Source organism: Nonomuraea jiangxiensis, from assembly GCF_900099965.1.
Lineage (GTDB): Bacteria > Actinomycetota > Actinomycetes > Streptosporangiales > Streptosporangiaceae > Nonomuraea > Nonomuraea jiangxiensis.
The window spans coordinates 1-18,704 of record NZ_FNDJ01000036.1; the positions used below are offsets into that span (position 1 = coordinate 1).

The following is an 18,704-nucleotide window of genomic DNA, read 5'->3' on the forward strand; positions in this document are numbered from 1 at the left end:
TGGGCGACCTACCAAAGTCACACCCCAGCCAACGAACGCCTGTAGACAGCCACCGCGATCACATCTCAGCCAACTCGGCCGCCCATGGGCGACCTTCCGAAGTCACTCCGCAGCCAACGAACGCCTGTAGACAGCCACCGCCATCACGTCTCAGCCAACTCAGCCGCCCGTGAGCGACCCACCGAAAATCACGCACGGCCGACGACTGCCCAGGGACGACCCACCAAGGTCACGCCCCCACCGACAACCGCCAGGGGCGACCCAGCAGAATTACACCCCAGCGAGCCCGAGCCCACGTCCCGCGGTCGTGTGTCCTACGTGCAGGTCCCGCGCCACGCGTCGCGCGTGCCACGTCGCGCGTGCCACGTCGTGGGCCCTGCGTCGTGGGCCCTGCGTCGTGGGTCCCGCATCGTGGCTCCCGCCTGGCGGGTCCCCGCGTCGTGGGTCCCGCGTCATGGGCCCTGCGTCGTGCGTCGTGGGTCGTGGGTCGTGCGTCGTGTCGTGCTTCGTGGGTCCCGCGTTGTGGGTCCCGTGTTGTGGGTCTCACGGCGGCGGTCGCCCGGCGTATCGGTCGAGCGTCCCGGTCCGGCGTCCTGCGTCTGGGTCCCGTGTCGCGCGTTCCGCGCCGTGGATCCCACGTCCGAGGTCCCCCGGTCGGGCGTCCTGTGTCCAAGCTCCCGTGTCGCGCGTTCCGCGCCGTGGATCCCACGTCCGAGGTCCCACGGTCGGGCGTCCTGTGTCCAAGCTCCCGTATCGCGCGTTCCGCGTCGTGGGTCCCACGTCCGGGGTCCCCTGTCGGACGTCCCGTCCGGCGCCTGATATCCCTGTCCGGCGTCCCGTCCGGCGCCTGGCGTCCCGTCCGGCGCCCGGTGCCCACGTCCGGCGTCCCGGTCAGGTGTCAGGTGTCAGCGCCTGTGGCGGAGGCGGCGGAGGTAGAGGGCCACGATCGGCTCTCGCGTCACCAGCGCCAGCCCCACATCCCGGAGTTGCCGGGCCCGATGCACCTGCGCTCGCCAGTCGTTGCCGGTGGCCCGATGTGACATCTCGACCTCGACCTCCCTGACCCGAAACTTCCTCCGCAGCAGGTCGATCGTCAGCGCCGTCTCCACCCCGAACCCGTACGCCAACGGCCGCGCCGCCTCGAACGCCCGCCTGGTCAGGCAACGCTGCCCGTTGAGCGGCTGGGTCGCCTCGAACCCGGTCGCCCGGCGGATGCCCTCCTTCGACAGCCGTACCACTAAGCCGTGCCCCCCGAGGCGCACCCTCGTCCTGAAGACGGCGATCGTCATGTCGGCCTGCCCCGCGCGTACCGGCTCGATGAGCGGTGCGGCGGCGTGTGCCGTCTCGCCCAGGTCGGCATCGAGAAAGAGCAGGTGGCGAGGGCTGCCCTCGTCGTCGAGGAGACGTACGGCCTCCGCGCCTGTCTCCATCGCGGCGGCCTTGCCCCGGTTGCTGCTGTGCCGCACCACCCGCGCTCCCGCAGCACGCGCCACCCTGCCGGTCTGGTCCGACGAGCCGTCGTCCACGACCACGACGAGATCCACACCGGGCAGCGCCGCGGCGGACTTGACGGTGGCCGCGATGCGGTCGGCCTCGTTGACGGCCGGAATGATGACCGCCGTGTCACCGCCGCTCACGCAACGTCACCTCCACCAGCAACATCGATGCCCACTGAGCGTCACCTCCGCAAGGAACACAACACCGCCCCCAGAGAGCGGATCTTGTCATGACCCCTCGGTGATGAGGAACTCGGCCGGCACCTCGTCATGCACGGTGAACACCGAGTCCAACCCCGTGACCTGCAGAATCTTGCGTACGGCAGGCCGCGGGGAGGCCACCTCGAGTGTCCCTCCCTGCTCCTTCATGCGTTTGAGTGCCGACAGCAGCACGTTCATCCCCGTGGAGTCGCAGAAATCCACGGCGGACATGTCGATGACCACCCGGCTAGGCCCCTGTTGCAGGAGCCGAGTGAACTCGGCCTGCAGGTGAGGCGCCGTGTACAGGTCGATTTCCCCGGTGATGGCAACGAGTGCGCACCCGGCATGTGATCGAGTCGAGACCTTGAGCTCCACATGGGCAGGCTAGCGGCGCAGAGCCTTCCGGTCACGTTGTCACGCCGATAGGGCAACCACTGGTTTTTGTCCTCCGTTTGGGCTCCATCAAAACGGAGAGTACGCGAAGCTTGACAGCGTGACACCACAACCGGCATCGCTGCGTGGAGGAGGGGCTGGGGCACGGCAGACGGGTCCCGCATCGATGAAAGCCGACAAACCTGAAGACGCCCAGCGCCAAGGACTCCGCGAACGCCTGGAGACCATCCTCATCCGCACGGAGAAGGCCACTCCATGGCATGACGAAGCAGACCGCCTCCGCGGCCTGGTGAACCAAGACGGCTACGTCCCCATCCGCACCCGCCTGGCGGTCGAGGACCTCGACTTCCTCTCCGAGGCCCGGAGCGAGTTGCTCAGGTTCTCGGAGCTCGGGCTGAGGCTGCTCGATCTGCACCAGCCGCGGGACGCGGGGGGCATCACCAGCGACACCGCCCACCCGATCCTGCGCTGCCGGAGCTGCATGTGGCGCTGGCCCTGCCCGACATTTCGGGCAATGTCGGAGTCGTTCGGTGCACCACACGACTCATCCGACACGACACTCTCCGAGAGCGCCTGAACTCCACCACGGAGACCGCGAAGCCACGACGGGCGCGGCAGCCCACGGACAACAACAGCCCGCGGACAACAGCCGAACACGGAGAACAGCCGCCGAGGTCGGGGAACGGCCGTCAGCTGCCGACCAGGGGAAGCCGGATCTCGAACCGGCACCCCGGTCCGTCGTTGACCACCCCGATCATCCCGTCATGCGCCTCCACGATCCCCTGCGCGATGGCCAGCCCGAGCCCCGCCCCGCCGTCGGCGGTAGGAGTACGGGCAGCCTCCCCCCGGAAGGCCACCTCGAACACCCGAGGCAGATCCTCCTCCGGAATCCCTCCACAACAGTCCGTCACCGACAAACACGCCATCCCCGCGTCGTCGTCGACCCCGGCCCGCAGCACCACGGTCCGGTCCGACGGCGTGTGCCGGATGGCGTTGACCACGAGGTTGCCCAGGGCCCGTCCCAGCGCCCCGGCGTCCGCCTCGACCGGCACCGTCGCCGCCGCCTCCGCCGTCAGCACCACCCCCTTGGCCCGGGCCAGCGGCTCGACCCCGGCCATCGTGTCCGCGACGAGGTCGGCCAGCCCGATCCTGGCCCGTGACAGCCGCAACGCCCCCGCGTGGATCCGCGACAGCTCGAACAGGTCGTCCACCATCGCCGACAGCCGCTCCACCTCCAGCTTGATCTGCCCGTGATAGCGCGCGACCGTCTCCCGGTCGGACACCACCCCGTCCTCCAGCGCCTCGGCCATCGCCCGCATCCCGGCCAGCGGCGTCCGCAGATCGTGGCTCACCCAGGCCACCAGCTCCCGCCGCGCCCCCTCCAGGGCCCGCTCGCGCGCGTACGCCTCCTCCAGGGTGTTCGCGATCGTCTGCAACTCCGCGGGCAACCCCTGAGGCGCCACGAACGGCATGTCCCGTACGGCCGCCACCAACCGCCGGCTCTCCCCCACCACCCGCTTCGACAGCACGAACGCGACCCCGAGCCCCACGATCCCGCCCACGGCCACCACACTCAGCACGAAGTCCTTGACCTCGCCCTCAATGATCATCTTCATGATGATGGCCACCACCCCGGCCAGCGTCGCCGCCACCGCGACGACCACGACCACGGCCAGCATCACCCCGATCGACCTGGTACGCAGCCACCACATCACCCCGATGCCCGCCAGCGCCACCAGCACCCCGCACCCCGCCGCCACGGCCACCACCATCGGCAGGTCCCCCATCGCCACCGCCGCGGGCGGCGACAGAGCACCCACCCCAGGCGGCGCAGAAAGGACCCCAGCCGCTCCCGGCACAGAAAGGACCGCAGCCGCCGGCATCACGAGCCGCCGTCCAGCGGCTCATACCGGTATCCGACCCCCCACACCGTCACAATCCTCCGCGGCTCCGTCGGATCCGGCTCCACCTTCTCCCGCAGCCGCCGCACATGCACCGTGACCGTCGAGGAATCCCCGAACGACCACCCCCACACCTGGTTCAGCAGCGCCGACCGGCTGAACGCCTGCCGCGGATTACGCATCAGATAAGCCAGCAGGTCGAACTCCCGGGCCGTCAGCAGCACCTCGTCCCCGCGCAGCCGCACCTCATGGGCCCCCACGTCCACCACCAGGTCCCCGTCACGCAGCACCCCCGTGCCGCCGGTGACCGAGGCCCCCCTGGCCCGCCGCAGCACGGACTGCACCCGCAGCGCCAGCTCACGCGGGCTGAACGGCTTGGTCACGTAGTCGTCGGCCCCGGTCTCCAGGCCCACCACCCGGTCGATCTCCTCGCCCAACGCGGTCAGCATGATCACCGGAACCGGCCACCGCTCCCTGAGCTTCCTGCACACCTGCAGCCCGTCGATCTTGGGCAGCATCAGGTCCAGCACCATGAGGTCCGGCGGATGCGCCAACGCCCTGCGCAGCGCCTCCACGCCGTCGCCGACGCATTCGACCTCATGCCCGTCGCGCTCCAGATATCGCGCCACGACCTCGGAAACGGTCGGATCGTCATCGACGACCAGGATGCGGGTGTTCACCCATTCACGGTACGACCGGGCCACCCACGAGTGACATGGACGTCATTGGTTCGTAAGCCTCGCGGATCACCCTCCGAGGACGTACGGTAACCCCATGGGTAGACTCGTGATGCTCGTGATAGGGGCCCTGCTGGGCCTCTTCGTGCTGTTCAACTTCCTGCTGCCGATGCTGGCAGGCCTGATCAAGATCGCGTTGATCATCGGTGTGGTCGCTCTGGTCGTCTTCATCACGGTCACCGTGGTAGGCAAGTCCCGGTCATAGTGACATCGAAGTGACCAGGTCACCATGACGCTGTTCCTGCTCGATCCGTGGCTGGTCGGGATCACCATGATGGCGATCCTGCTGCTGGCCACGTGGGCGGCCACGCTGCTGCCCATCCTCAGCGGTGAGCCGATGCGCTTCCCGCTGACCTACGCGCGCCGCTCGGCCTTCCAGCGGCAGCGCGACCCCGACGCGGCCGGCCGCGCGCGTCCCAGAGCCCCTTAAAGCGTCCCGCTTCCGGCAGGCGGGACGCGTACCCACCGGTGCCGTCCCGCTCGCATCCGAAGCGGGACGCCTCGCCGTCCCGCTCCCTTCAAGAAGCGGGGACTCCTCGGCCCGAGTGAGCCCGCCATTCATCTCACCCGGAGTAGGGGCTCATGATCGACTCTCTTGTCACGTTCGTCATCACCGTGTCCGGGGGCCACGCGGCGCTCGGCATCGTCCTGTTCACCCTGGCCGTACGCCTGCTGCTGCTACCGCTCAACGTGCGCCAGGCCCGTACCGCCAAGATCCGGGAACGCCTCGCGCCCAAGGTCCTCGAACTACGCAAACGCTACGCACGCAACCCCGAGCGGATGAGCAGGGAGGTGTCCGCCCTCTACGCCAAGGAAGGCACCTCGCCGTTCGCCGGGATCCTGCCGATGCTGGCGCAACTGCCGTTCCTGTGGCTGATGTACCGGGTGGCCACGCACCCGACGGCGCTGGCCGGGCACGGTCTGTTCGGGGCTCCGCTGGGGCAGCAGGTGGCGGGTGTCATCGCCAATTATGGTCTGATCAGTTGGCCGGTTTTGGTCTTCGTTCTGGTCATCGCGCTGGCCATGGCGGTGGCCTGGCTCTCGGCCCGGCTGAGCAAGAAACTGGCGACCCAGATGGGCGAGCAGCCGCCGCTGGTGCAGAAGATCATGCCGCTGCTCCCGTACGGGTCCGTGCTCGCCACGCTGGTGCTGCCGCTGGCCGCCGGCCTGTATCTGCTCGTCTCCACGGCGTGGGCCGTCTCAGAGCGGGCCGTACTCGCCGCCCGGACCGCCTGAAGCCCGGACCACCGAAGGCCCGGGCCACCTCAAGGCCCGGAAGGGCGTTACCCGGCCTCCCTGAGGGCCGCCACCTGCCCATTTACCGAGGCATGCGGGGCGGGCAGGATCGCCCACACCGTCGTCGTGTCCCCATCGTGCCGAACCCCCCAGCTCTCCGCCACGTATTCGACGATCCCGAGCCCCCGGCCCCCGAGCGACGACAGGGTCGGGCGGCCCGCCCGCGGCTCCGTGGCAGAACCCCCGTCGCTCACCGCCACCTCGATGTGATCATCGCTGCGCAGCCAGGCGACCCGGACCATGCCCGACGGCAGCGGATGAGCATGCCGCAGCGCGTTGCTCAGCAACTCGCTCACCACCAGCACGGCATCGTCGATCGCGGCGGTGAAGACCCCACTTTCCTGCAGGTCAGTGCTCAGACGCTGGCGGGCAACGGCGACGCTGGACGGCGCGTACGGCAGCAGCACCACGCTTGACACACCCACCTCCCCGTTACCTGTGCCCCCCGCGGGAACACTCCCCGGTACGACCGAAATGCCCCGTTACCCAACCCCAGAAACCGCATCTCGATCACAGCTTGTACACATTGGACGATAGATCAGCGCAACCGTGACCGCGTCGTTACCGCATCGGTGTGTCGGATCCGATAGTGGAAGCACACCGCAGTACGAGCCGCATCCTGGTGCCGCCTCCCGGTCGCGGATGAGCACTCACATCTCCCCCTTGTGCTCTCGCGAGGCTCCTGACGATGTAGAGTCCGAGCCCCACTCCACCAAACCTTCTTCGATCCCCGCTGTCCACCTGGACAAACCTCTCAAAGATACGCTCTCGGTCGGGAGGGGCTATACCAACCCCCTCATCGTCCACCACGGCTACCACGTTGTCGTCCTCGGGCCAGGCCTCGACCCGGATGAGCCCGCCCTTCGGCGAGTACTTGAAAGCGTTCTCCAGCAACTGCCCCAGCACGATGTCCGTGGCCAGCGCGTCCCCCAGCACCGACGGCAACCCCTCGGGGATGGACACCTCCACCCGGTGCCGGTCCGACAGCACCGGCAGCCCCAGCGTGGCCGCGTTGATCCGCTCGGCCAGGTCGAACGTCTCGATCCGCACCTTCAGCTCGTCCGCCCCCGCCCTGGAGCCCAGCAGCAGGTGGTCCATGAGCTGCCCCAGCGACCGGGAGCGCTCGGCGATCGTGTGCACGGCCGAGCGGCGTTCGAGGTCGCTCAGCTTGTCCCAGCGCGAGTCCAGCGTGCTGGCGAACCCCCGGACGATCGTGATCGGCGTCCGCAGCTCGTGGCTGGTCGTGGCCAGGAACAGGTCCTTGGCCTCCTCCAGCTCCTTGGCCGTGGTCACGTCGCGGAAGTCGATGACCACCTCGCTCGTCTCCTCGATCCGCGCGCTCACCACGTCGAGCCACCGCCCGGTCTCCATCTGGAACGTGAGCTTCTCCCCCGGCTTCGGCAGCGGGAACGGCGGCGGCCCCCCGATGACCGTCTCGGCGGAGAACGCGGTCAGCTCCACGGCGGCCGGGTTCCAGCGCACCACGCGCCCGGCCCCGTCGAGCACCGCGATCCCGTCGGCGCTCGCGTCGAACACGGCCCGCTCGTGCGCCCGCTGGCGTACCGCCTCCTGGTAGGCCACCGCGTTGCCGACCGCGATGCCCGCGTGCCCGGCCAGCAGCTCCAGCAGCTCCAGCTCCAGATGCTCCGGCGTGCGCCGGGAGAACAGCGCATAGAGAGCCCCGTACGGCCGCCCGCCGACCGCCGCCAGCCCCAGCGCGATCGTGTGCAGCCCCGGCAGCCGCGCCCACACCAGGTCGTCCAGCCCCTGCGACTCCAGCAGGACGGTCTTGCCGGTGCGTAACAACTTGTCCACCAGGCTCGTCCGCAGGTCCTTGGTGGTGCCCCTGAGCGTCTCCGGCAGCCGGTACGTGCTCACCAGCCGCAGCCGATCCTCCTCGATCAGCACGAACCCGCCCGCGTCGGCCCCGGTCAGCTCCGTGAGGCTGGCCGAGATCCGGTCGAGCACGGCGGGCAGCTCCAGCTCGGAGTTGATGTCGCCGACCACGTCGGTCAGCCGGCGGACCAGCCTGGCCCGGCGCGCCATCCGGTTCCTGACCACCTCGTCGGCCCTGGCCAGATAGTGCACGCAGACGTATCCGGCCACGGCGCTGCCCAGCCGCAACGCGCTGATGTCGACCCGGACGTCCAGCAGGGTCCCGTCGCTGCGGAAACGCTTGGTGCGCAGGGAGACCTGGCCCCCGGTGCGTACGCGCTCCAGCACGGCGTTGTGCTCGGCCACCAGCTCCTCCGGCACGATCGGCGCCCGGCGCCCGAGCATCTCCTCCGCCGACCAACCGAACAGCCGTTCGGCCTCGGCGTTCCAGACCAGCACGCGTCGGTCCCGGTCGAGCGCCACGACGGCGTTGGGTGAGCTGGCGAGCACCGCGCGAGCGATCTCGTCGTCACTACCGGCCCATTCGTCCCCCACACCTCCATAGTGCCCGTGGCGCGGTGAGTCCGTCGGGCGATCCGTCCGATACGCTGCGGGCACGGTGATTCGCGTGCGCCGCGGGCGCCGCACTACGCGACAGGAGGGTGATGGGAATGTCGAGCGGTGATCTCGATGCCCTGCTGCGCGTGACCTCCAGCACCTACCGAGGTGAGACGCCGCCTGACATCGCGTTCGGCACCTACGACGGCGCCCTGGGCAGGCTGGTGCTGGCCGTGACGGGCAAAGGTGTCGCGGCGTGCAGCTTCGAGCCGGAAAACAGCGTGTTCGAGCTGGTCACCAGGCATGTGGGCATGTTCATCGGGCCCGACCCGAGGCGGCTCGACCCGGTGCGCAGAGAGTTGGACGCCTACTTCTCCGGCCGGCTGCGCGCGTTCACCACGCCCGTGGACCTGACGCTGGCCACGTCCTTCGCCCGCACGGTGCTGCAGAAGACCATGGCCGTCCCCTACGGCACCACCACCACATACGAGGAGATCGGCCAGAGCATCGGCCGGCCGCGCGCGTTGCGGGCGATCGGCAACGCGCTGGCCTCCAATCCCGTCTGCGTGATCGTGCCCTGCCACCGGGCGGTGCGCGGGGACGGCACGCTCGGCGACTACGCCGGCGGCCCGGCCGCCAAGCAGCACCTGCTCAACGTCGAGCAGCGCGCCTCAGCCTGACTCCACCGCCCCGGCGTCGGCCGTGCGGCGCCGCCGGGGCCGGCCGACCGCCAGCGTCACCAGCCCGGCCACCAGGGCCGCGCCCAGGGCGCCGTTCATCCACGGCTGCCGGGTGAACCCGATCGCCTCCCGCACCGAATTCCACAAGGCGTCCCACGCCTCCACGGTGACGCTGGAGGTGGTCAGCCAGTACGCGACGAAGCCGAGCGCCCACGGCACCAGCATCGACCAGCGCGACGGCGCGTCCTCGCCGGTGTTCCAGCGGGAGGCGCCGCCCAGCACGAAATAGTCCACGGCGAGCACCGCGAACATCGGCACGAACACCGCCCCGATCACCGACAGGAAGGCGCCGTACGAGGTGACGTCCACGACCAGCGCGACGGCGACGGTGAGCACGCCGATCCCGGTGGAGAACACCCGCCGGTCCACCCGCGGCATCAGGTTCTGCAACGAGACCGTCGTGGAGTAGACGTTCGCGAAGGACTGGTCGGTCTCCCGCAGCGCCAGGATGCCGAAGAACAACGCGCCCAGCGGCACCGCCACGAACGGCCCGAACACCGCCGTGCTGTCGGCCTGCACCGCCGCCGCCCCGGCGATGGCCACCGCGTACACGCCCAGCCCCAGGCAGGCCACCTGCGCCAGCGTGTAACCGCCGACCACCCCCGCGAACGCGGCCCTGCTCGACCTGGAGTGCCGGGCGAAGTCGGCGGCCATCGGCACCCACGACACCGACAGCGCGATCACGTAGTCCACGGCCGGGGCGAACGCGGTCCACGAGCCGCCCGGGTGCACCGGAGCGTCGGACAGGAAGAACCAGGCGAACCAGAGCATCGACACGATCACCCCGATGGTGACGTACCGGCGCAGCAGCCGGATCGCGCCGAGTGGCCAGATCGTGAGCGCGGTGGTCAGCACCCCCGCCACGATCACCCACACCTGGTACGGCACCCCGCCGAAGATCGCGGTGGCGGCCTTGGCGATCACCCACAGCTCGAACGCCCCCCAGCCGAGCATCTGCACGACGTTCAGCACCGTGGGCACGTACGAGATCCGGGCGCCGAACAGGCCCCGGAGCAGCACCATCGCCGGCTGCCCTGTCCGCGTGCCGGGGATGGCGGACAGGCCCACCATCGCCGTGCCGACCAGGCTGCCGACCACGGCCGCCAGCAGCGCGGCGCCCAGGCCGAGCGGCGCGTTACCGAGTGGGTTGAGCAGGAACAGGGCCCCGGAGAAGCCCAGGAGGCTGACGCCCAGGTTCGCCCAGAGCGCACCCTGGTCCAGCACGCCCAGCGTCTTCGGTGGCCGTCCTTCGAGAGTCAGGGGAACTTCGTCGACGGCATGCGACATCGCACACTCCCTACGCCGGCATTATCCGGACAGGTTCAGGCGGTCGGCAGCAGCGGTATCTGCCCTCTCAGCCTGGTTGCCCCAAGCTCCCGCGACGATCTGTAATTAGCGTCCTCATCATGCCCCAATGACGGCGGAACCGCCATAGTGGGCGTCGTCTCACCTTGAAGCCGCCTCAAGCCAGGAGCCGCGTCACGCGACGCCTCACGCGACGCCTCACGCGACGAAAGGCGGCTGACCGGTCTCGCTGACCATCGGGCGCCGCGCCGACTCCCACGACTGCATGCCGCCCCCGACGTTGACCGCGTCCCGCCCGAGCTGGTTGAGCCAGGCCGCGACCTGCATGGACCGGCCACCCACCCGGCACACGACGTAGACTGTCCGGTCGCCGGGCACCTCGTCCACCCGGCCCTGGATCTGCGTCATGGGGATGTGCACGGCCTCGGGGGCGTGCCCGGCCACCCACTCCTCCTGCTCCCTGACGTCGAGCAGGTAGGCGTCGGCGGGAACGGCACTGGGGTCGATCTCAGGAACGGTCATGACCCCATCATCTCGCGTCCGGCTCCCCGCCTCGCCCATCCCCGTGTGGCCTATTTGAGCAGCCGGGACAGACGGCGGTCGGCCAGCGGCTTCCCGCCCGTCTGGCAGGTGGGGCAGTATTGCAGCGACGAGTCGGCGAAGGACACCTCGCGGATCGTGTCACCGCACACGTCGCACGGCTGCCCGGCCCTGTTGTGCACCCGGAGCCCCGACTTCTTCTCCGCCTTGAGGTCCTTGGCCGCCAGCCCGTGCGCCCGCTCGACCGCCTCCCCCAGCGTGGTGACGATGGCCTCGTGCAGGTCGGCGATCTGCGCGTCGGTCAGCGTCGCCGCGACCTTGAACGGGGACATCTTGGCCGCGTGCAGCACCTCGTCCGAGTACGCGTTGCCGATGCCCGCGATCACCTTCTGGTCGCGCAGCAGCCCCTTGATCTGGGTACGGTTGCCGCCCACGATGCGCTTGAGCGCGGCCACGGTGAACGACTCGTCGAGGGGGTCGGGGCCGAGGGCGGCGATGCCGGGCACATCGTCCGGATTTTTCGTGACATAGACGGCCAGCCGCTTCTGCGTCCCCGCCTCCGTCAACTCGAACCCCGGCGCCAGTCCCTCGTCGTCGGGCGCCAGCCGTACCCGCACCGCGAGCGGGCCCTTGCCGGGGCGGACGGGCTTGGCGCCCGAGAGGTCCTCGCGCCAGCGCAACCACCCCGCCCGCGCCAGGTGGATGACCAGGTGCAGCCCGTCGCAGTCGAGGTCGAGGAACTTGCCGTGCCGCGACACGCCGGTCACGGTGAGCCCGCCGAGCGCGGTGGCCGGCGGGTCGAACGTCTTGAGCGCCTGGAACGCGACCACGTCGACGCCCAGGATCGTACGGCCCACCGCCCGCTCGCGCAGGAAGTGGACCAGAGACTCCACTTCGGGAAGTTCCGGCATGCCACCAGAGTACGGTTCACCTCCGGCCGACCGCCTCTGACCGGCCGCCCCCGGCTGACCGCCCGGCTGTCCACAGCCTGTGGACGACGGGGCGGGAGCGGCTAGGGCACGCTCCAGAAGGCCAGCTCGTGGGCCATGCCTTCGGTGAACAGCGCCTCGGCCCGCGCGGGATCGGGATCGACCTCGTCGATCATCTGGGCGATCCGTACGGTGAGCGCCTCGAACCCGGGGTCCGCGTACGTGTCCACCCAAGCCCGAAATCTCGGCTCATCAGGCGGATTCTTTGCCAATATCTGCCCAAGGTTTGAATATCCCCACATGCACGGATAAAGCGCAGCCAGCCCCTCCCCATAGGACGCCGCCGACTCCAGCAGGAACCCCGTGTACGCCGCACACGCCGGCCCCTTCACCGCACCCTCCAGGTCGGCCCCGAACTCCGCCGACATCCTCCGGTGCAGGCTCAGCTCGTCGTGGTAGGTCGTGTGCGCCAGATCCACCAGGTCGCCGAGGTGCGCGGCGGGCGCCTGCCAGGCCAGCCGGGCGAAGACCCGCACGTAGTCCAGCAGGAACAGGTAGTCCTGCTCCAGCCACGACCTGAACACCGGCTCGGCCAGGTCACCCCGCCCGATCCCGGCCACGGTGGGATGGTCGAGCTGCTCCTGGAGCAGCGGCCGGCCGATCGCGTGCAAACGTTCCGAGACAGTCATGCCTGGGAGGTTAGTGTCAGGGCATGAGCGTGACGATCGCCGAGGAGTTCCTCCTTCTCGCGCATTCCGACCAGGACGGCAAGCAGCTCATCGACTCCATGCACCTCGACCCCGCGGTCGCGGGCGCCCTTCTCGCCGACCTCGCGATCGCCGGCCGCATCGAGCTGGCGGGCAAGAAGCTGCGGGTCGCCGACCCCTCCCCGCTCGGCCACCCCGAGCTGGACGCCACGCTGGCCCGCATCGTCCAGGAGGGCGGGGACCGCAGGCCCGCCTGGTGGGTCCACAAGTTGCAGTCGGGCAAGCTGCGCAATCGCCTGCTCACCGGGCTGGCCGAGGCAGGCGTGCTGGCCGAGCGCCACCGTAAGGTCCTCGGCGTCTTCCCCAGCACGCGCTGGCCCCAGGTGGACCCCGGCGTGCAGGCCGACGTCAGGGAGCGGGTGTCGGCCGTCCTGGCGGGCGCGGACCCCGACGCCCGCACGGCCGCCCTGATCGCGATCACGTACGCGGCCAGGTTCCACCGCAAGGCCTTCCCCGGCGCCGACCGGAAACGAATCAAGGAGATCGCCGAGGGCGTCTGGACGTCGGCGGCCGTGGCCAAGGCCATCGCGGCCATCCAGGCCGGCGTAACGGGCGCCGCCGCCGCGGGCATGGTCGCCGTAGGCGCGTCCGGCTCGTCCTGAAACGGCGCGACGGCCGCACCCCGCGAAGGCACGCGGCCGGACACCGCGAAGGCGCCCGGCCGCGTCCGGCGAAACCGGCTGTCTCAGGCGGCGTCGATGATGTCCTTCGGCACCGGCTGGTCGTTCTTCAGAGCGTTGAACAGCGCCAGCGCCTTGTCCCGCTCCCACTTGACCGCCGTGCCGCCGCTGGGCACCACCTCGTCCCCGCCGAACGGCACCACGGTCGTCACCGGGCTGTCACCCATGGCCAGCCCCAGCGACAGCATGTCGAACACGCCCGTCCCCGAGTCCACCTCGACCGCGTCCGTGGCGCTCATGGCCAGCGGGATCGACGTGAACGGGTTGATGAGCACCCCCGGGCTGGCCGCCTTCTTCACGACCGCCCCCAGGAACTGCCGCTGCCGCTTGGTCCGCTCGAAGTCGGGCAGCGCGCCGCCCTTGCGGGTGCGTACGTAGCCGAGGGCCTGCGACCCGGTGAGCGTCTGGGTGCCCTTCTTCAGCTTGAGCCCCGCCTTCGGGTCGTTCACGGCGGCCCGTACGTTGATCTCGACTCCACCGACGGCGTCCACGATGTCCACGAAGCCGGCGAACCCGATCTCCATGTAGTTGTCCACGTGCACCCCGGTGACCGTCTCCACGGTCCGGACCAGCAGCTTCGGCCCGCCGATCGCGTATGCGGCGTTGAGCTTGTCGCGCCCCCTGCCCGGGATGGTGACGGCCGAGTCGCGCGGCAGGCTGACCAGCGTCGGCTTGTCGCTGCCCTCGGGGATGTGCAGCAACATCATCGAGTCCGTACGCTGGCCGGCGGCCCGCCCCGTGGCCAGCTTCTTGCGCTCGGCGGCCGTCAGGCCCTTGCGGCTGTCGGACCCGACGAGCAGCCAGTTGGTGCCCGGGGTGTCGGCGACGCGGCCGTCGTAGTCGTCGAGCACGCCGTCGATCCCCGCCAGCCGCGAATCGATCCAGAAGAGCATGCCCACCGCCGCCACTAAGAGCACGACCAGGAATCCGGCGACGATCTTCAGGATCGTCCCGCCGGACATCCGCCGGCGCGACCCCCCGGGCGGCCGCTGGGACGGCTCCTCCGGCGACCGCAGCGGCCTGACCGGGCTCTTGCCCGAGCGCACCTTGCCGTAGACCCGTGAACCGCCCTTGGGCGGCTGCCCCTGCTGACTCCCCGGCGGCGGCTCGGGGTATTGCGGAGCGGCGGGAAGCTTGTGCGTGGGCGCCCCCGGCCCTCCGGACGGCACGCGATGGGCGGGCGCGCCTCCAGAACGCTGGCCGTCACCCGGCCGTGGAGGCAGCGGGCGGCCGTCGCCTGGCGAGCGCATGGCCCGCGTCCGGTCGTCCTCAGACACTTCGCCTTCTTCCCTTCGGTTTGCCATAAACGCTACGTCCAACCCCCCGGCAGTGAAGTCCATCCGCCAAGGTTTTCCCAGGGAAAAGTACGCGGAAGCAGCGAAGGGTCACTCCGGAAACATAGAGACCACCCGTTGTCGTTACCGTTAGAACGACCTCTATCGAAGGGATGATCGTGTCCGCTCAGGACCCGTGGAGTCCTCGCCCGTGCTCGGGCACGGGTTCCACCAAGGGCTCACTCCGGTGAGCGCCTATCTCGGCCTACTGGCCCTCATCCTCCTCACCGCCGCGACGGGCTATTTCGTCGCCCAGGAATTCGCGTTCGTCGCCGCCGACCGGGGCCTCCTCCGGGAGCAGGCCGCCGCCGGCGACACCTCCGCCGAGAAGGCGTTGCAGGTGACCTCGCGGCTGTCCTTCATGCTCTCGGGCGCCCAGCTCGGCATCACGGTCACGGCGCTGCTGGTCGGCTTCCTGGCCGAGCCCGCGATCGCCGTCATCGTACGGCCGTGGCTGGCCGACACCGGGCTGTCCGACACCATGATCACCGGGCTGTCCGTGGCCATCGGCGTGTTCGTGGCGACCGTGGTCCAGATGGTGCTCGGCGAGCTGGCGCCGAAGAACCTCGGCATCGCCCGGCCGGAGCCGGTGGCCAAGTTCCTGGCCGGTTCCACGCTCGTCTACCTGGCGGTGGCCGGGCCGGTGGTCCGGCTGTTCGACGCGGCCGCCACGGGGCTGCTCAGGCGTGTCGGCATCGAGCCGGTCGAGGAGGTCGAGCACGGCGCGACCCCCGAGGAGCTGTCCCGCATCATCGCGGAGTCCACCCAGGCGGGCGAGCTGCCGGCGAGGCTGTCGGAGCTGCTCGAACGCGCGCTGGAGTTCGGCGACCGGACGGCGGAGGAGATCATGGTGCCGCGCCCCCGCGTGGTCGTGCTGCGCTCCGCGCAGCCCATCTCCGACCTGGTCGACGTCATGCGCGAGTGCGGCCACTCCCGTTACCCGGTGCTCGGCCCCGACGGCGACGTGGTGGGCGTGACGGGCGTGCGCGAGTTGCTCTCCTCGGGCCTGGAGGAGGGCCGTATCGCCGAGATCACCCGCCCGCCCCTGCTGGTGCCCGACTCGGTGCCGCTCCCCGCGGTGCTGGACAGGATGCGGGCGGCCGGCGACGACATCGCCCTGGTCATGGACGAGTACGGCGGCCTGGCGGGCGTGATCACGGTGGAAGACCTGGCCGAGGAGCTGGTCGGCGAGCTGGTCGACGAGAACGACCCGGAGCCGCCGGAGGTGGTCGAGCGACCCGACGGCGTCTGGGAGATCCCCGGGCACCTCCGGCTTGACGAGGTGGAAAGAGCGACGGGCATGTCCCTGCCGGAGAGCGACGACTACGACACCCTCGCCGGGCTGGTCCTGGCCAAGCTGGGCAGAATGCCCGAACCGGGCGACTCGGTGACGGTCAGCGTCACCACGGACACCGACCCGTTCGCCGACGACGCCCCGGACGACCTGGCGGAGCTGACGGTCATGTCACTCAACCGCCGGGTCCCCGAATGGGTCCGCCTGGCCCCGGTCCAGCACGCGGAGGCGACCCGATGACCCTGATCGTCGTCAGCCTCGCCCTGCTGGTCTTCAACGCGCTCTTCGTGGCGGCGGAGTTCGCCTTCGTCTCGGCCAAGCGCCACCGCCTGGAGGAGATGGCCACGGGCGGCAACCGCCTCGTCAGGTTCACCGCCAAGTCGGCCGTGGGCGGCGGGCGCCAGCTCTCTCTCATGCTGGCGGGCGCCCAGCTGGGCATCACCCTGTGCACCCTCGGCCTGGGCCAGGTGACGGAGCCCGCCATCGAGCACTTCCTGACCCCGGTCTTCGCCGCGGCGGGCGTCCCGGAGGCGCTGCGCCTGCCCATCGCCCTGACCTTCGCCCTGGCCCTGGTCACGTTCTTGCACATGGTGGTCGGCGAGATGGCCCCGAAATCCTGGGCCCTGACCCATCCGGAGCGCGCGGCCCTGATCCTGACCCTCCCGTTCCGGGCGTTCACCTCGCTCATGCGCCCCCTCCTGTCGGCCCTGAACGGCCTGACCAACGCCATTCTCAAGCTCTTCGGCGTGCAGGCCAGGGACGAGCTGGCCACCACCCGCACCCCTCGCCAGCTCGCCATGCTGGTGGGCGAGTCGGGCCGGATGGGCCTGCTGGACCGGCAGGAGCACGACCTCCTCACCCGGGCCCTGCGCCTGGACGACGAGGGCATCGAACGCCTGATGATCCCCATGGACCAGGCGGTCAAGGTGCCCCGGACGGCGACCGCCGCCGAGATCAAGGAAGCGGCGGCGAAGAGCGGTCACCTCAGGCTCCTGGTCGAGGGCCCGACAGGCGTGGAGGCCGCCCTGCACGCCAGGGACGCCCTGCTGAGGCCCACCGGCACCGCCGCGGACCTGAGCCGCCCCCTGCCCCGGCTCCGCTGCACCACCCAGGTCCCCGAAGCGGTCACCAGCCTCCAGGAGGCCAGAGCCCACCTGGCCCTGGTGACGGACCAGCAAGACTCGGTAATCGGAATGGTGAGCCTGACGGATCTGCTCGGCGAACTCCTGGACACCAGACTGTGACCTAAAACACACCGCAAGCGCCCGGAAAGTCCCCTGCAAGCGTCAAGAACTATCTTCCGTAGGCGGCCCCAGCCGTTACCAACCGGTTCTCGAAAAGAAAGACCCACGACCCTTGCGATCCAAGTCGCACTTCGTCAATGTGGGTCTGCGCAACAGCACCCCAACCAAGACCAACTTGAAGGGGGCCACGCCTCAGAGGGGTAGTACCCGAAGAGCTAAGCCCCCCAAAAGGCCCGGCAATCCGTACGGCCTCTTAAAGGGGGGCACGGGGGGCAAAGCCCCCCGAAAACCCCTGGGGGTCCGGGGGTTACCCCCCGGGCAGACATGACGAGGGGCCCCGAGGGAGCATCCACCAAAGGTGAGATGCGACCAGGGGACCCCAGTCACCGAGTGGGCGAGGAGGGATTTGAACCCTCACGTCCTTTCGGACACACGGACCTGAACCGTGCGCGTCTGCCGTTCCGCCACCCGCCCTTTTGGGTGCGGAAGAACATTAGCACGGAACAGCCACTGGTACTGAACCCGGATACGATCGCATAAGACACGGGAGCGGAGGAGCTGGGCGCGACAGCCGACGAGCGCCTGGCACCGTGACGTGGAACGAGCGGAAACCGGGCGCCGGAAGCGTCTGGGGGCCGCGATCATATGCACGGAGGAAGGGAGGTACCCGGTGGGAGTCCTTCAGCGCTTCGAGCGAAGGCTCGAAGGCTTGGTTGAGGGGGCCTTTGCGCGGGCGTTCAAATCTGACCTTCAGCCGGTCGAGGTCGCCAGCGCGGTTCAGCGGGAGATGGATGAGCGTGCGGCGATCGTCGCGCAAGGTCGCACGCTCGTGCCCAACGACTTCGTGGTTGAGCTGTCCACGACCGACAGCGAACGGCTTGAGGTCTACGCCGACAGCATCAGCCATGAGCTGGCCAACCTCGCCAGGGAGTACGCCAAGGAGCAGGGCTACTCCTTCGTGGGACCGGTCCGGGTCCGATTCGAGACCGCCGGCGACCTGGCCGTGGGGCTGTTCCGCATCCGCTCGGGCGTCATCCGCGGCGCGACCGTCGAGCAGGACGAGATCCGCCAGCCGGCGAGCGACCTGCCCCCGTCACGTCCGAACGCGTTCAACGGGCGGCCCCGGCTGCTCGTCTCCACCCAGGACGATCCGCAGGGCGACCGCTCCTACGAGCTCACCACTCCGGTGACCTTGCTAGGCAGGGGCACCGACTGCGATCTTCGTCTAGTCGATCCGGGCGTCTCGCGTCACCACGCGGAACTACGCGTCGAGGGCCAGCTCGTGGTCCTCGTCGATCTCGGATCGACGAACGGCACTTTCGTCAATGGCCAGCCGGTACGCAGGATCGAGCTCCAGAACGGCACGCGAGTGACTTTGGGGCGCACGACTCTGGTGTTCCGGCGCGATTAGGGG

General features: G+C 69.8%; 20 protein-coding genes, 1 tRNA gene and 1 riboswitch. Of the genes, 9 read left to right on the forward strand and 12 right to left on the reverse strand.

The genetic code is table 11. The features are described from left to right. Positions 1-905: 905 nt before the first annotated feature. Both BLS95_RS46830 and BLS95_RS46835 read right to left on the reverse strand, forming a co-directional pair. Positions 906-1,637, reverse strand: a complete 732-nt coding sequence (locus BLS95_RS46830; RefSeq protein ID WP_090946097.1) for a glycosyltransferase family 2 protein — start codon at positions 1,635-1,637, stop codon at positions 906-908. An 87-nt stretch (positions 1,638-1,724) separates the two neighbouring features. Continuing rightward, positions 1,725-2,072 carry an STAS domain-containing protein gene (locus tag BLS95_RS46835; protein WP_090946098.1) on the reverse strand — a complete coding sequence of 116 codons (348 nt, stop codon included), beginning with the start codon at positions 2,070-2,072 and terminating at the stop codon, positions 1,725-1,727. Between the two features lie 184 nt (positions 2,073-2,256). Between BLS95_RS46835 and BLS95_RS46840 the strand changes: the two genes are divergently transcribed. Then, on the forward strand, positions 2,257-2,667 hold the full coding sequence (locus BLS95_RS46840) for a hypothetical protein (RefSeq protein WP_090946099.1): 411 nt from the start codon (positions 2,257-2,259) through the stop codon (positions 2,665-2,667). Between the two features lie 112 nt (positions 2,668-2,779). Here BLS95_RS46840 and BLS95_RS59390 read toward each other — a convergent pair whose 3' ends face one another. Together BLS95_RS59390 and BLS95_RS59395 are read right to left on the reverse strand one after the other, a co-directional pair. Continuing rightward, positions 2,780-3,910: a sensor histidine kinase gene (locus tag BLS95_RS59390; protein ID WP_281250123.1), complete on the reverse strand. Its 1,131-nt coding sequence runs from the start codon at positions 3,908-3,910 to the stop codon at positions 2,780-2,782. A gap of 62 nt (positions 3,911-3,972) precedes the next feature. After that, a complete protein-coding gene (locus BLS95_RS59395; RefSeq protein WP_090946184.1) occupies positions 3,973-4,671 on the reverse strand; it encodes a response regulator transcription factor in 699 nt (232 codons plus the stop codon). Positions 4,672-4,765: 94 nt separating this feature from the next. Between BLS95_RS59395 and BLS95_RS56385 the strand changes: the two genes are divergently transcribed. The 3 genes from BLS95_RS56385 to BLS95_RS46860 all read left to right on the forward strand — a co-directional run bounded on the left by BLS95_RS56385 (position 4,766) and on the right by BLS95_RS46860 (position 5,964). After that, positions 4,766-4,933 (forward strand): hypothetical protein, encoded by a 168-nt coding sequence (locus BLS95_RS56385; protein ID WP_176993766.1) that lies wholly within the window; start codon positions 4,766-4,768, stop codon positions 4,931-4,933. A gap of 24 nt (positions 4,934-4,957) precedes the next feature. Beyond that, positions 4,958-5,158 carry a DUF6412 domain-containing protein gene (locus BLS95_RS46855; RefSeq protein ID WP_090946100.1) on the forward strand — a complete coding sequence of 67 codons (201 nt, stop codon included), beginning with the start codon at positions 4,958-4,960 and terminating at the stop codon, positions 5,156-5,158. A 152-nt stretch (positions 5,159-5,310) separates the two neighbouring features. Further along, positions 5,311-5,964 carry a YidC/Oxa1 family membrane protein insertase gene (locus BLS95_RS46860; protein WP_090946101.1) on the forward strand — a complete coding sequence of 218 codons (654 nt, stop codon included), beginning with the start codon at positions 5,311-5,313 and terminating at the stop codon, positions 5,962-5,964. 47 nt (positions 5,965-6,011) lie between these two features. Here the strand turns inward: BLS95_RS46860 and BLS95_RS46865 are convergent, their stop codons facing one another. Together BLS95_RS46865 and BLS95_RS46870 are read right to left on the reverse strand one after the other, a co-directional pair. Beyond that, entirely contained in the window at positions 6,012-6,443 is a 432-nt protein-coding gene (locus tag BLS95_RS46865) for an ATP-binding protein (RefSeq protein WP_245765709.1), read from the reverse strand. Between the two features lie 142 nt (positions 6,444-6,585). Beyond that, positions 6,586-8,454, reverse strand: coding sequence for a PAS domain-containing sensor histidine kinase (locus BLS95_RS46870; RefSeq protein WP_090946103.1), 1,869 nt, complete (start codon positions 8,452-8,454; stop codon positions 6,586-6,588). Between the two features lie 116 nt (positions 8,455-8,570). Here BLS95_RS46870 and BLS95_RS46875 point away from each other — a divergent pair, with 116 nt between their 5' ends. Continuing rightward, entirely contained in the window at positions 8,571-9,137 is a 567-nt protein-coding gene (locus BLS95_RS46875) for a methylated-DNA--[protein]-cysteine S-methyltransferase (protein ID WP_090946104.1), read from the forward strand. Here the strand turns inward: BLS95_RS46875 and BLS95_RS46880 are convergent. The 4 genes from BLS95_RS46880 to BLS95_RS46895 all read right to left on the reverse strand — a co-directional run bounded on the left by BLS95_RS46880 (position 9,129) and on the right by BLS95_RS46895 (position 12,660). Next, positions 9,129-10,484: a purine-cytosine permease family protein gene (locus BLS95_RS46880; protein ID WP_090946105.1), complete on the reverse strand. Its 1,356-nt coding sequence runs from the start codon at positions 10,482-10,484 to the stop codon at positions 9,129-9,131. The two genes, BLS95_RS46875 and BLS95_RS46880, sit on opposite strands and share 9 nt — an antisense overlap. Beyond that, a riboswitch (TPP riboswitch) is annotated at positions 10,475-10,587 on the reverse strand. Its footprint overlaps the gene before it by 10 nt. Before the next feature lie 113 nt (positions 10,588-10,700). Beyond that, complete coding sequence (locus BLS95_RS46885; RefSeq protein ID WP_090946106.1) at positions 10,701-11,024, reverse strand: rhodanese-like domain-containing protein; 324 nt, start codon at positions 11,022-11,024, stop codon at positions 10,701-10,703. 50 nt (positions 11,025-11,074) lie between these two features. After that, on the reverse strand, positions 11,075-11,953 hold the full coding sequence (locus BLS95_RS46890; protein ID WP_090946107.1) for an Fpg/Nei family DNA glycosylase: 879 nt from the start codon (positions 11,951-11,953) through the stop codon (positions 11,075-11,077). 101 nt (positions 11,954-12,054) lie between these two features. Then, positions 12,055-12,660: a TenA family protein gene (locus BLS95_RS46895; RefSeq protein ID WP_090946108.1), complete on the reverse strand. Its 606-nt coding sequence runs from the start codon at positions 12,658-12,660 to the stop codon at positions 12,055-12,057. A 23-nt stretch (positions 12,661-12,683) separates the two neighbouring features. Between BLS95_RS46895 and BLS95_RS46900 the strand changes: the two genes are divergently transcribed. After that, entirely contained in the window at positions 12,684-13,340 is a 657-nt protein-coding gene (locus BLS95_RS46900) for a GOLPH3/VPS74 family protein (protein ID WP_090946109.1), read from the forward strand. An 83-nt stretch (positions 13,341-13,423) separates the two neighbouring features. Here BLS95_RS46900 and BLS95_RS46905 read toward each other — a convergent pair whose 3' ends face one another. Further along, positions 13,424-14,695 carry an LCP family protein gene (locus tag BLS95_RS46905; RefSeq protein ID WP_245765710.1) on the reverse strand — a complete coding sequence of 424 codons (1,272 nt, stop codon included), beginning with the start codon at positions 14,693-14,695 and terminating at the stop codon, positions 13,424-13,426. A gap of 193 nt (positions 14,696-14,888) precedes the next feature. On the opposite strand from BLS95_RS46905, the gene BLS95_RS46910 reads away from it, so the two are divergent. Both BLS95_RS46910 and BLS95_RS46915 read left to right on the forward strand, forming a co-directional pair. Next, positions 14,889-16,286, forward strand: coding sequence for a hemolysin family protein (locus BLS95_RS46910; protein WP_425434797.1), 1,398 nt, complete (start codon positions 14,889-14,891; stop codon positions 16,284-16,286). Then, positions 16,283-17,290 (forward strand): hemolysin family protein, encoded by a 1,008-nt coding sequence (locus BLS95_RS46915; RefSeq protein WP_090946110.1) that lies wholly within the window; start codon positions 16,283-16,285, stop codon positions 17,288-17,290. The genes BLS95_RS46910 and BLS95_RS46915 overlap by 4 nt, the downstream gene beginning before the upstream one ends. A 391-nt stretch (positions 17,291-17,681) precedes the next feature. Here BLS95_RS46915 and BLS95_RS46920 read toward each other — a convergent pair. Further along, positions 17,682-17,764: transfer RNA gene (locus BLS95_RS46920), tRNA-Leu, on the reverse strand. A 196-nt stretch (positions 17,765-17,960) separates the two neighbouring features. Between BLS95_RS46920 and BLS95_RS46925 the strand changes: the two genes are divergently transcribed. Then, on the forward strand, positions 17,961-18,701 hold the full coding sequence (locus BLS95_RS46925) for an FHA domain-containing protein (RefSeq protein ID WP_090946111.1): 741 nt from the start codon (positions 17,961-17,963) through the stop codon (positions 18,699-18,701). Positions 18,702-18,704: the final 3 nt, after the last annotated feature.

Excerpts from the sequence above, each read along its gene's own strand:
- BLS95_RS46880 (WP_090946105.1), bottom strand. The coding sequence starts at position 10,484 with ATGTCGCATGCCGTCGACGAAGTTCCCCTGACTCTCGAAGGACGGCCA.
- BLS95_RS46875 (WP_090946104.1), top strand. The coding sequence starts at position 8,571 with ATGTCGAGCGGTGATCTCGATGCCCTGCTGCGCGTGACCTCCAGCACC.
- BLS95_RS56385 (WP_176993766.1), top strand. The coding sequence starts at position 4,766 with ATGGGTAGACTCGTGATGCTCGTGATAGGGGCCCTGCTGGGCCTCTTC.
- BLS95_RS46840 (WP_090946099.1), top strand. The coding sequence starts at position 2,257 with ATGAAAGCCGACAAACCTGAAGACGCCCAGCGCCAAGGACTCCGCGAA.
- BLS95_RS46895 (WP_090946108.1), bottom strand. The coding sequence starts at position 12,660 with ATGACTGTCTCGGAACGTTTGCACGCGATCGGCCGGCCGCTGCTCCAG.
- BLS95_RS46855 (WP_090946100.1), top strand. The coding sequence starts at position 4,958 with ATGACGCTGTTCCTGCTCGATCCGTGGCTGGTCGGGATCACCATGATG.
- BLS95_RS46885 (WP_090946106.1), bottom strand. The coding sequence starts at position 11,024 with ATGACCGTTCCTGAGATCGACCCCAGTGCCGTTCCCGCCGACGCCTAC.
- BLS95_RS46890 (WP_090946107.1), bottom strand. The coding sequence starts at position 11,953 with ATGCCGGAACTTCCCGAAGTGGAGTCTCTGGTCCACTTCCTGCGCGAG.
- BLS95_RS46915 (WP_090946110.1), top strand. The coding sequence starts at position 16,283 with ATGACCCTGATCGTCGTCAGCCTCGCCCTGCTGGTCTTCAACGCGCTC.
- BLS95_RS46860 (WP_090946101.1), top strand. The coding sequence starts at position 5,311 with ATGATCGACTCTCTTGTCACGTTCGTCATCACCGTGTCCGGGGGCCAC.
- BLS95_RS46900 (WP_090946109.1), top strand. The coding sequence starts at position 12,684 with ATGAGCGTGACGATCGCCGAGGAGTTCCTCCTTCTCGCGCATTCCGAC.